7 protein-coding genes are annotated in these 12478 nt (G+C 37.4%); all 7 read right to left on the bottom strand.

What is annotated here, in order from left to right:
- Positions 1-58 precede the first annotated feature (58 nt).
- Positions 59-1249 (bottom strand): elongation factor Tu, encoded by a 1191-nt coding sequence (gene tuf, locus LQ694_RS06650; RefSeq protein ID WP_048541361.1) that lies wholly within the window; start codon positions 1247-1249, stop codon positions 59-61.
- A 136-nt stretch (positions 1250-1385) separates the two neighbouring features.
- Entirely contained in the window at positions 1386-3467 is a 2082-nt protein-coding gene (gene fusA / locus LQ694_RS06645; protein ID WP_048541359.1) for an elongation factor G, read from the bottom strand.
- Positions 3468-3609: 142 nt separating this feature from the next.
- On the bottom strand, positions 3610-4080 hold the full coding sequence (rpsG, locus tag LQ694_RS06640; RefSeq protein ID WP_025904867.1) for a 30S ribosomal protein S7: 471 nt from the start codon (positions 4078-4080) through the stop codon (positions 3610-3612).
- Positions 4081-4165: 85 nt separating this feature from the next.
- Complete coding sequence (gene rpsL / locus LQ694_RS06635) at positions 4166-4588, bottom strand: 30S ribosomal protein S12 (protein ID WP_025904866.1); 423 nt, start codon at positions 4586-4588, stop codon at positions 4166-4168.
- A 91-nt stretch (positions 4589-4679) separates the two neighbouring features.
- The gene (locus LQ694_RS06630; RefSeq protein ID WP_048541356.1) at positions 4680-4934 is read right to left on the bottom strand and encodes a ribosomal L7Ae/L30e/S12e/Gadd45 family protein; all 255 of its coding nucleotides are present in this window, start codon (positions 4932-4934) and stop codon (positions 4680-4682) included.
- Positions 4935-5069: 135 nt separating this feature from the next.
- Entirely contained in the window at positions 5070-8687 is a 3618-nt protein-coding gene (gene rpoC / locus LQ694_RS06625; RefSeq protein ID WP_048541354.1) for a DNA-directed RNA polymerase subunit beta', read from the bottom strand.
- 100 nt (positions 8688-8787) lie between these two features.
- Entirely contained in the window at positions 8788-12342 is a 3555-nt protein-coding gene (gene rpoB / locus LQ694_RS06620) for a DNA-directed RNA polymerase subunit beta (protein WP_037589920.1), read from the bottom strand.
- Positions 12343-12478 lie beyond the last annotated feature (136 nt).

Raw genomic sequence — 12478 nt, 5'->3', positions numbered from 1 at the left:
CGAGACAACTTAATGTCTCGGCTTTAAATTTGTTTAATCAAGTTTGTTCAATATCGAATTAAGCTTCGATGATTGTAACAACGCCTGATCCAACTGTACGTCCACCTTCACGGATTGAGAAACGAGTACCGTCTTCAATAGCGATTGGTGAAATTAATTCAACGTCCATTTCAACGTTGTCGCCAGGCATAACCATTTCAGTACCTTCTGGTAAGTTAACTACACCAGTTACGTCAGTAGTACGGAAATAGAATTGTGGGCGGTAGTTTGTGAAGAATGGAGTATGACGTCCACCTTCGTCTTTAGATAATACATAAACTTCAGCTTTGAATTTAGTGTGAGGTGTGATTGAACCTGGTTTAGCTAATACTTGACCACGGTTAACGTCTTCACGAGCAACACCACGTAATAATGCACCGATGTTATCTCCAGCTTCAGCGAAGTCTAATAATTTACGGAACATTTCAACACCAGTTACAGTTGTTTTAGAAGATTCTTCAGTTAAACCGATGATTTCAACTTCTTCACCAACAGTGATTTGACCACGTTCAACACGGCCTGTAGCAACAGTACCACGACCAGTGATTGAGAATACGTCCTCAACTGGCATCATGAATGGTTTGTCAGAGTCACGTTCTGGAGTTGGGATGAATGTATCAACAGCATCCATTAATTCCATGATTTTGTCTTCGTAAGCTTCGTCGCCTTCTAATGCTTTTAATGCTGAACCAGCAATTACAGGAACGTCGTCGCCTGGGAAGTCATATTCAGATAATAAGTCACGAACTTCCATTTCAACTAATTCTAATAATTCTTCATCGTCAACCATGTCAACTTTGTTTAAGAATACTACTAATGCAGGAACACCTACGTTACGTGATAAAAGAATGTGCTCACGAGTTTGAGGCATTGGACCGTCAGCAGCAGATACTACTAAGATACCGCCGTCCATTTGAGCAGCACCAGTGATCATGTTTTTAACATAGTCAGCGTGTCCTGGGCAGTCAACGTGCGCATAGTGACGTTTTTCAGTTTCGTATTCGATATGTGAAGTATTGATTGTAATACCACGTTCTTTTTCTTCTGGAGCGTTATCGATTTGGTCGTAAGAACGAGCTTCTCCGTCACCAGAACGTTTTGCTAATACAGTTGCGATAGCAGCTGTTAAAGTAGTTTTACCATGGTCAACGTGACCGATAGTACCAATATTGGCATGTGTTTTTGAGCGATCAAATTTTTCTTTAGCCATTATGAAATCTCTCCTATTCATATTAAAAATTATTTTTTATTTAAGCCTCATGATGGTTACTCACCATCATGAGGATAACCTATAGTTAATTTATAAATCATTTTGATGAAAAAATCAATTTATTAAAGCGAATGTATTATTCACCTTTGTTTTTCTTGATAATTTCTTCAGAAATTGATTTAGGAACTTCTTCGTAGTGGTCAAATACCATAGTATAAGTACCACGACCTTGAGTGTTAGAACGTAAGTTTGTAGCGTAACCGAACATTTCTGAAAGTGGAACAAATGCACGAACAACTTGAGCGTTACCGCGTGCTTCCATACCTTCAACACGTCCACGACGACTTGTTACGTCACCCATGATGTCTCCCATGTATTCTTCAGGCATAACGATTTCAACTTTCATCATTGGCTCTAAGATTACAGGGTTACATTTTTTAGCTGCTTCTTTAAGTGCTAATGATGCAGCAACTTTGAAGGCCATTTCAGATGAATCGACATCATGATATGAACCATCATATAGTTTAGCTTTAACATCAACTAATGGATATCCAGCTAATACACCATTTTCCATAGCATCTTTAAGACCAGCTTCAACTGATGGAATGTATTCACGAGGAACTACACCACCGACGATAGCGTTTTCGAATTCGAAGCCGCCACCTTGTTCGTTAGGTGTGAATTCAATATGAACATCACCATATTGTCCACGTCCACCTGATTGACGAGAGAATTTACCTTGAACTTGTGCAGATTCTTTGAACGTTTCACGGTAAGATACCATTGGAGCACCAACAGTACATTCTACTTTGAATTCACGTTTCATACGGTCTACTAAGATATCAAGATGTAATTCACCCATACCACCGATGATAACTTGTCCAGTTTCATGGTCAGTGTGTGCATGGAATGTTGGATCTTCTTCTTGTAATTTAACTAATGCGTTAGTCATTTTATCTTGGTCAGCTTTTGATTTAGGCTCAACAGATAAGTGAATAACTGGCTCTGGGAATTCCATTGATTCTAAGATAATGTTATCTTTTTCATCACATAAAGTATCACCAGTAGCAGTGTCTTTAAGACCAACAGCACCTGCAATGTCACCAGAATATACAGTTGAAATCTCTTCACGAGAGTTAGCGTGCATTTGTAGGATACGACCTACACGTTCACGTTTACCTTTAGTAGAGTTTTTAACGTATGAACCAGATTCCATTGTACCAGAATAAACACGGAAGAATGTTAATTTACCTACGAATGGGTCAGTCATAACTTTAAACGCTAATGCAGCGAATGGCGCTGAGTCATCAGGTCTAGCAATTACTTCTTCATCTTCGTTATCAACTCTATGTCCGATAATAGGTTTAACATCTAATGGTGATGGTAAGTAGTCAATAACAGCGTTCAACATTAATTGAACACCTTTGTTTTTGAATGCCGTACCACATAATACTGGGTAGAATTCAACGTCACAAGTAGCTTGACGGATAGCCGCTTTAAGCTCATCAATTGTGATTTCTTCTCCACCTAAGTATTTTTCCATTAAATCGTCGTTTGATTCAGCAACAGCTTCAATTAAAGCTTCACGAGCATCTTCAGCTTGTTGCTTATGAGATTCTGGAATCTCAATTTCATCAATTTCAGTACCTAAGTCATTAGTGTATTGGAAACATTTCATTTCTACTAAATCAATAATAGCGTTGAAATCGTCTTCCGCACCAATTGGTAACTGAATTGGGTGAGCATTTGCTTGTAAACGCTCATGTAGTGTACCAACTGAATATTCAAAGTTAGCACCCATTTTGTCCATTTTATTAATGAATACAATACGAGGTACTCCGTAAGTTGTAGCTTGACGCCAAACTGTTTCAGTTTGAGGTTCAACACCTGATTGCGCATCAAGAACAGTTACAGCACCATCAAGTACACGTAATGAACGTTCAACTTCAACTGTGAAGTCTACGTGTCCTGGTGTATCGATGATGTTTACACGGTGACCATCCCATTGTGCAGTAGTCGCAGCAGAAGTGATTGTAATACCACGCTCTTGCTCTTGTTCCATCCAGTCCATTTGTGAAGCACCTTCATGTGTTTCACCAATTTTATGGATACGGCCTGTGTAATAAAGAATACGTTCAGTAGTAGTAGTTTTACCAGCATCGATGTGAGCCATGATACCGATATTACGAGTGTTTTTCAAAGAAAAATCTCTTGCCATAGTATTCTTACTCCTTCCAAAACATTGGATATTTGGTTGTTGTTTATATAGATACTTTGATACCCTAAGTGTTTAAAAAACTATAGATGACCTATAAATAAGCCTCTTTATAATTTTAACGCTTAGGGTTCTAAGTTCTATCTTACCAACGGTAATGAGCAAACGCTTTGTTAGCTTCTGCCATTTTGTGAGTGTCTTCACGTTTCTTAACAGCACCACCAGTGTTATTGGCAGCATCTAAGATTTCATTAGCTAAACGCTCTTCCATAGTTTTTTCACCACGAAGACGCGCGTAGTTAACTAACCAACGTAAACCTAAAGTAGTACGACGTTCTGGACGTACTTCTACAGGTACTTGATAGTTTGAACCACCTACACGGCGAGCTTTAACTTCAAGTACAGGCATGATGTTGTTGATAGCTTCATCGAATACTTCCATAGCATCTTTACCTGAACGTTCTTGAACAAGTTCGAATGCAGAATAAAGAATTCTTTGAGCAGTACCACGTTTACCATCAAGCATGATTTTGTTGATTAATTTTGTTACTAATTTAGAGTTGTGAATTGGATCTGGTAAAACATCTCTTTTTGCAACTGGACCTTTACGAGGCATAATCGTAATCCTCCTTCCTCATTATAAAGTTTAATTGTTTTATCGTCATTTAAAAAACTGTTATTTACAGAAATTTAATGTCAAATTATTTTTTAGCAGCTTTAGGTTTTTTAGCACCATAAAGTGAACGGCTTTGCATACGACCGTCAACACCAGAAGTGTCTAAAGCACCACGTACGATATGGTAACGCACACCAGGTAAGTCTTTTACACGTCCACCACGAATAAGTACAACACTGTGTTCTTGTAAGTTGTGGCCAATACCAGGGATATACGCGTTTACTTCGATGTTGTTTGATAAACGAACACGAGCATATTTACGTAACGCTGAGTTAGGTTTTTTAGGTGTCATAGTTCCTACACGAGTACATACACCACGTTTTTGAGGAGAGTATACAGTAGTCATTTTTTTCTTCATGCTATTGTAACCTCTGTTTAATGCTGGTGCAGTTGATTTTTGTGATTTACTAGTACGAGGTTTACGTACTAATTGGTTAATAGTAGGCATCTTTAATGTCCTCCTCTCTTCATTTCTTAATTCCACACATCCAGGTGGTTCATTTTAAGTCAAATAAAAATAGTAAGCAAAGCTTACACATTTATTTAAGCAATGCAACAACTGTCGCATTAACTTCTATTCCATAGCGTGATCCAAGTTCTTGTCGACTAGGACTATAACTTATCGGAACGCCTGTCTCAAATGCTATTGTTAACACTTTCGACAAAATATGAATATTGACATCTTGAGCAATGATTACTTGACGTACATCATGCTTCAATAATGCTTTAGTGGTCTGTTTTAAACCAATGACATAACTGTCTTGATTTAAGCTTAAGGCTTTTTCATTAGACATTTCATATCCTCCAAAGCGTCTGCTTTCATCAACCTTAACAATAATAACATTGCACAGTTATAAAGTCAATCATTTTTAAGGTGTTTTTATAATAAAATACAAGCTGTTCTAGGAACCTAGAACAGCCCATATATATTAGTCAGTCACAACTTGTTCTTCAGGTACTACTTCTTTTTCAACTTTTTCAAAGTCAACACCAGTATATCTTCTCATGCCTGTTCCGGCAGGAATCAATTTACCGATGATAACATTTTCTTTAAGTCCAAGTAAGTCATCACGCTTACCTTTAATAGCAGCATCTGTAAGTACTCTTGTTGTTTCTTGGAATGAAGCAGCTGATAAGAAACTTTCAGTCTCAAGAGATGCTTTCGTAATACCAAGTAATACAGGTTTAGCAGTTGCTGGACGTTTACGCGTCGCAAATACTTCTCTGTTTGCATCAGTAAATGTATGAATATCAACTAATGCACCTGGTAATAATTTAGTATCTCCTGCTTCAATAATTCTTACTTTACGAAGCATTTGTCTAACCATAACTTCAACGTGTTTATCTGAAATTTCAACACCTTGCATACGGTAAACTTTTTGTACTTCTTTAAGTAAGTATTTTTGAGTAGCATTTAAGCCTGCAACAGCTAGTAATCCTTTAGGTTCGATTGAACCTTCAGTCATAACTTCACCACGTTCTACGTATTGACCTTCTTCAACTTTAAGTCGAGCAGTACCTGGCGCGTTATAAGTACGGATTTCATTTTCGCCTTTAACTTTAATTTCTTGTTGACGATCTTTAACGATCGTAATTTCAGTTACTTCACCATTAATTTCAGAAATAACAGCTTGCCCTTTAGGGTTACGTGCTTCAAATAGCTCTTGAATACGAGGTAAACCTTGAGTGATATCGGCACCTGCTACACCACCTGTATGGAATGTACGCATTGTAAGCTGAGTACCTGGTTCACCGATTGATTGTGCAGCAATTGTACCAACTGCTTCACCAACTTCAACTTGTTCACCAGTTGCTAAGTTCTTACCATAACATTTTTCACATACACCATGACGAGTGTTACATGTAAATGCAGAGCGAATATGCATTTCAGTAATACCTGCATCAACTATTTGTTTAGCAATATCAGCAGTTATTAATTCATTAACTTTAATAATTACTTCATCTGTTTCAGGATGACGTAATGTTTCTTTAGAGTAACGACCTTCAATACGTTCAATGAATGGTTCGATTAACTCTGATCCTTCTCTAATATCTGAAACAAGTAATCCACGGTCAGTTCCACAGTCTTCTTCTCTAACGATAACATCTTGTGCTACGTCAACTAGACGACGTGTTAAGTAACCTGAATCGGCAGTTTTCAGTGCTGTATCGGCAAGACCTTTACGCGCACCATGAGTAGAGATGAAGTATTCAAGTACTGTTAAACCTTCACGGAATGAAGATTTAATAGGTAACTCGATAATTCGACCAGATGGGTTAGCCATCAGACCACGCATACCAGCTAATTGAGTGAAGTTTGATGCGTTACCACGGGCACCAGAGTCACTCATCATGAAGATTGGGTTTAAGCTGTCTAATGACATCATTAATTTAGCTTGAATATCATCTTTAGCTTTTGTCCAAATTTCAATTACAGCAGCATAACGTTCGCTTTCAGTAATTAAACCACGGGTAAATTGTTTTTGTACTTTATCTACTTTGATTTCTGCTTCTCCAATAATTTCTTGTTTATCAGGAAGTACCACGATGTCAGAAACCCCAACTGTAATACCAGCTTTAGATGAGTATTTAAATCCTAAATCTTTCATCTTATCAAGCATTACTGATGTATCTGTAATGTGGAATTTATTAAAGATTTCCGCAATGATTTGGCCTAAGAATTTCTTGTTAAATGGTTTAACAAGTTCAACATCTTGTAAGTACTCGATTAATCCACCTTCTGGAATATCAGTAGGTGCAATAAAGTATTTGTCAGGTGTTGATTTTTCTAAGTTGAAATTCGTTGGTTCATTAATGTACGGGAATGAATCCGGCATAATTTCATTGAATATAATCTTACCAACAGATGTGATAAGTAATTTATTGTTTTGTTCTTCTGTAAATGTTGGGTTCTTTAATGATCTTGCATGAACAGCTATACGTGAGTGTAAATGAACATAGCCATTTACATACGCTTTAATAACTTCATCTGTTTCACTAAAGATTTCACCAGCTCCTGTAGCGCCTTTACGTTCAAGTGTTAAGTAATAGTTACCTAATACCATATCTTGAGAAGGTGTTACGACTGGTTTACCATCTTTAGGGTTCAAGATGTTTTGAGCTGCAAGCATTAACATACGTGCTTCTGCTTGTGCTTCTTTTGATAATGGAACATGGACAGCCATTTGGTCACCATCAAAGTCAGCGTTATAAGCAGTTGTTACAAGTGGATGAAGTCTGATTGCACGACCTTCAACTAGTGTAGGTTCAAATGCTTGAATACCTAAACGGTGAAGCGTTGGTGCACGGTTTAATAGTACTGGATGTTCTTTAATAACATCTTCTAGTACATCCCAAACTTCTTCTTCCATTCTTTCTATTTTACCTTTTGCATTCTTGATGTTTGTAGCAATTTCACGTTCAACAAGTTCTTTCATAATGAAAGGTTTGAACAATTCTAACGCCATTTCTTTCGGTAAACCACATTGATACATTTTAAGGTTTGGTCCAACTACGATAACTGAACGACCTGAATAGTCAACACGTTTACCAAGTAAGTTTTGACGGAAACGACCTTGTTTACCTTTTAACATATGTGACAATGATTTTAATGGACGGTTACCTGGTCCAGTAACTGGACGACCACGACGACCATTATCAATTAAAGCATCTACAGCTTCTTGTAACATACGTTTTTCATTTTGAACGATAATACCAGGTGCACCTAAGTCTAATAAACGTTTCAAACGATTATTACGGTTGATAACACGACGGTATAAATCATTTAAATCACTTGTTGCGAAACGTCCACCATCTAATTGAACCATTGGACGAATTTCAGGTGGAATAATTGGTAATACATCTAAGATCATCCAAGATGGGTCATTACCTGAGTGACGGAATGATTCAACAACTTCTAGACGTTTAATTGCTCTTGTCAATCTTTGTCCTGTTGCTGATTCTAATTCTTCACGTAATTCTTTTAATTCTTTATCTAAGTCGATATCGCTTAATAAGTCACGGATTGCTTCTGCACCCATTTTTGCTGTGAATTTACCTGGATATTTATCATAATACTCACGGAATTCACCTTCAGTTAATAATTGTTTCTTCTCTAATCCAGTTGGACCTGGATCAATTACAGTGTAAGAAGCAAAGTATATAACTTCTTCAAGTGAACGTGGTGACATATCAAGTAAAAGTCCCATACGACTTGGGATACCTTTGAAGTACCAAATGTGTGAAACTGGTGCTGCTAATTCAATATGCCCCATTCTTTCACGACGCACTTTTGATTTAGTAACCTCTACACCACAACGGTCACAGACCATGCCTTTATAGCGTACTCTTTTATATTTACCACAACTACATTCCCAGTCCTTAGTTGGACCAAAAATTTTCTCACAGAATAAACCATCTCTTTCAGGTTTTAACGTACGGTAGTTAATTGTTTCTGGTTTTTTCACTTCACCAAATGACCAAGAACGGATCTTTTCAGGTGAAGCAAGTCCTATTTTCATGTAATGGAAATTATTTACATCAATCAAGGAGCCTACCTCCTTCAATTTAAATTAGTTGTGCCGGTTGATTGATAATGTATAACAAATGTAAAGCGCAAATGTTTAATCAAATGCGCTTTATTAACTTTTAGTCAGTTACTTGTTGCCCTTCTATTGATGCATCTTGTGAAACACCTAAATCAACTTTCTTGTCCATCATATCTTCATCTTCTAAATCACGCATTTCGATTTCGTTATCGTGTTCGTCCATAACTTTAACGTCTAGACCTAAACTTTGTAACTCTTTCATTAATACGCGGAATGATTCAGGAACTCCCGGTTTAGGGATGTTTTCTCCTTTTACGATAGATTCGTAAGTTTTAACACGACCTACTGTGTCATCAGATTTATAAGTTAAAATCTCTTGTAAAGTATATGCTGCACCGTAAGCTTCAAGTGCCCATACTTCCATCTCACCGAAACGTTGTCCACCAAACTGAGCTTTACCGCCAAGTGGTTGTTGTGTAACAAGTGAGTATGGTCCAGTAGAACGCGCATGTAATTTATCGTCTACCATGTGTGCAAGTTTAAGCATGTACATTACACCTACAGATACACGGTTATCAAACGGTTCACCAGTACGACCATCGTATAGTACAGTTTTACCATCACGAGCCATACCTGCTTCTTCAATAGTTGACCAAACATCATCATCGTTTGCACCATCAAATACTGGTGAAGCAACATGAATACCTAAATTCTTAGCTGCCATTCCAAGATGAAGTTCTAATACTTGTCCGATATTCATACGAGAAGGTACACCTAATGGGTTTAACATGATGTCAATTGGTGTTCCATCTGGTAAGTAAGGCATATCTTCTTCAGGTAAGATACGTGAGATAACACCTTTGTTACCGTGACGACCACACATTTTATCTCCGACATGTATTTTACGTTTTTGAACGATGTATACACGTACTAATTGGTTTACACCTGGAGATAATGAATCATCGCCTTCTTCTCTGTTAAATACTTTAACATCTAATACAATACCACCTGCACCATGAGGTACACGTAATGATGTATCACGAACTTCACGAGCTTTTTCACCAAAGATTGCATGTAATAATCTTTCTTCAGCTGTTAATTCAGTTACACCTTTAGGCGTTACTTTACCAACTAGGATATCTCCGTCTTTAACTTCAGCACCAACATAAACGATACCACGATCATCTAAGTTCTTAAGTGCATTGTCAGAAACGTTAGGAATATCACGTGTGATTTCTTCAGGTCCTAATTTAGTGTCACGAGCTTCTGATTCATATTCTTCAACGTGAATTGAAGTATAAACATCATCTTTAACAAGACGTTCACTCATGATTACAGCATCCTCATAGTTATAACCGTCCCAAGTCATGAAACCAACTACTACGTTACGTCCAAGTGCCATTTCACCAAGTTCCATTGAAGGACCATCAGCTAAAATTTCACCTTTAGAAACAATATCTCCGCTCGCAATGATTGGACGTTGGTTGTAACAAGTACCTGAGTTACTACGTTTGAATTTAGATAATGGGTAACGATCTAATTCAGTTTCGATCTCTTTACCATTCTCTTCAACAATACGTCTAACAAGGATTTCTTTTGCTTCTACGTGCTCAACTCTACCTTTGTACTTAGCAACAACAGCTGCACCTGAATCACGTGCAGTTACGTGTTCCATACCAGTACCAACAAATGGTGCTTCTGGGTTCATTAAAGGTACCGCTTGACGTTGCATGTTTGCACCCATAAGCGCACGGTTAGAGTCATCGTTTTCTAAGAATGGAATACATGCTGTCGCTGCAGAAACAACTTGTTTAGGAGATACATCCATGTAGTCCATGCGTTCTTTAGGTTTCGTAGTGTTGTCCCCACGGAAACGACAAAGAACTTCATCATCAACGAATTTACCTGTTTCATCAAGTACAGAGTTTGCTTGTGCAACTACATAGCTATCTTCTTCGTCAGCTGTTAAGTAGTCGATTCTGTCAGTAACTTGGTTTGTCTCGATATTTACCTTACGATAAGGTGTTTCAATGAAACCAAATTCATTAACTCTTGCATAACTTGATAATGAGTTGATTAAACCAATGTTTGGTCCCTCAGGCGTTTCAATTGGACACATACGACCATAGTGAGAGTAGTGAACGTCACGTACTTCCATACCAGCACGCTCACGAGTTAAACCACCCGGTCCTAATGCTGATAGACGACGTTTATGCGTCAACTCTGCTAATGGGTTTGCTTGGTCCATGAATTGAGATAATTGAGAGCTACCAAAGAATTCTTTAATAGATGCAATTACTGGACGAATATTAATTAATTGTTGAGGTGTGATTGAATCAGTGTCTTGAATTGACATACGTTCACGCACAACACGTTCCATACGTGATAAACCAATTCTGAATTGGTTCTGTAGTAATTCTCCTACTGAACGTAGACGACGATTACCTAAATGGTCGATATCATCTGTGTAACCTACACCATGTAACAAGTTAAAGAAATATGATAGTGAAGAAATAATATCTGCTGGTGTAATACATTTCACTGCTTCATCAGGGAATGCATTACCAATCACTGTTGTCGTACGTTTTTCTTCATCACCAGGAATATAAATTTTAACTGTTTGAACTTCTACTGGTTCATCTAAGACACCACTATTAAGTTCATAAACATGAATATTAGCATTTGATTCTAAAACATCGATGATTTTATCTAAATTACGACGGTCTAAAACAGTACCTTCTTCAGCCGCAATTTCACCTGTTTCAACGTCAACGATAGGCTCAGCTAAAGTTTGGTTGAACAAACGATGTTTAAGATGTAATTTTTTATTCATTTTGTAACGACCTACTGCCGCTAAATCATAACGTTTTGGGTCAAAGAAACGTGAATATAATAGACTTTTAGCGTTCTCTACTGTTGGTGGTTCTCCCGGACGTAAACGCTCATAAATTTCAAGCAATGCTTGGTCTGTTGTTTCAGTATTATCTTTGTCTAACGCATTTCTTAAATACTCATTGTCACCAAGTAAATCAATGATTTCTTGATCTGATGAGAATCCTAAAGCACGGATTAATACTGTAATTGGTAATTTACGTGTTCTGTCTATTCTTACGTAAGGAACATCTTTAGCATCTGTTTCATACTCTAACCATGCACCACGGTTAGGAATTACAGTAGTTCCAAAACTCACTTTACCGTTTTTATCAACTTTTTCGTTGAAGTAAACGGATGGTGAACGTACAAGTTGAGATACAATAACACGTTCTGCACCGTTTATTACAAAAGTACCAGTGTCAGTCATTAATGGGAAATCACCCATGAATACTTCTTGATCTTTCACTTCGCCTGTTTCTTTGTTAATTAAACGGACTTTAACGCGTAATGGTGCTGCATATGTTGCATCACGGTTTTTAGATTCTTCTAAATCATACTTTGGTTCACCTAGACGGTAATCTACGAACTCTAAAGAAAGGTTACCTGTAAAATCATCAATTGGAGAAATGTCGCGGAACATTTCTAGTAAACCTTCTTTTAGAAACCATTCATATGATTTCGTTTGAATCTCTATTAAGTTAGGTAGTTCTAAAATCTCGGAAATTCTCGCATAACTTCTACGAACACGATGTCTTCCATACTGGATAAGTTGACCTGTCAACAGATTCACCCCTCAAATATTGTGAATATAACTTTGCGCCTTACAAAATAAATATAATAAGACAAAAAGAAAACGGAAAGTCAATGATTCCATTTTCTATTTCGTACGACTTATTCCTAACATTCAATTAAGGGCG

Origin of the sequence: Mammaliicoccus sp. P-M58, from assembly GCF_022386165.1 — a bacterium.
Taxonomy (GTDB): domain Bacteria; phylum Bacillota; class Bacilli; order Staphylococcales; family Staphylococcaceae; genus Mammaliicoccus; species Mammaliicoccus sciuri.
This window is presented reverse-complemented; position numbering and strand designations above follow the sequence as displayed.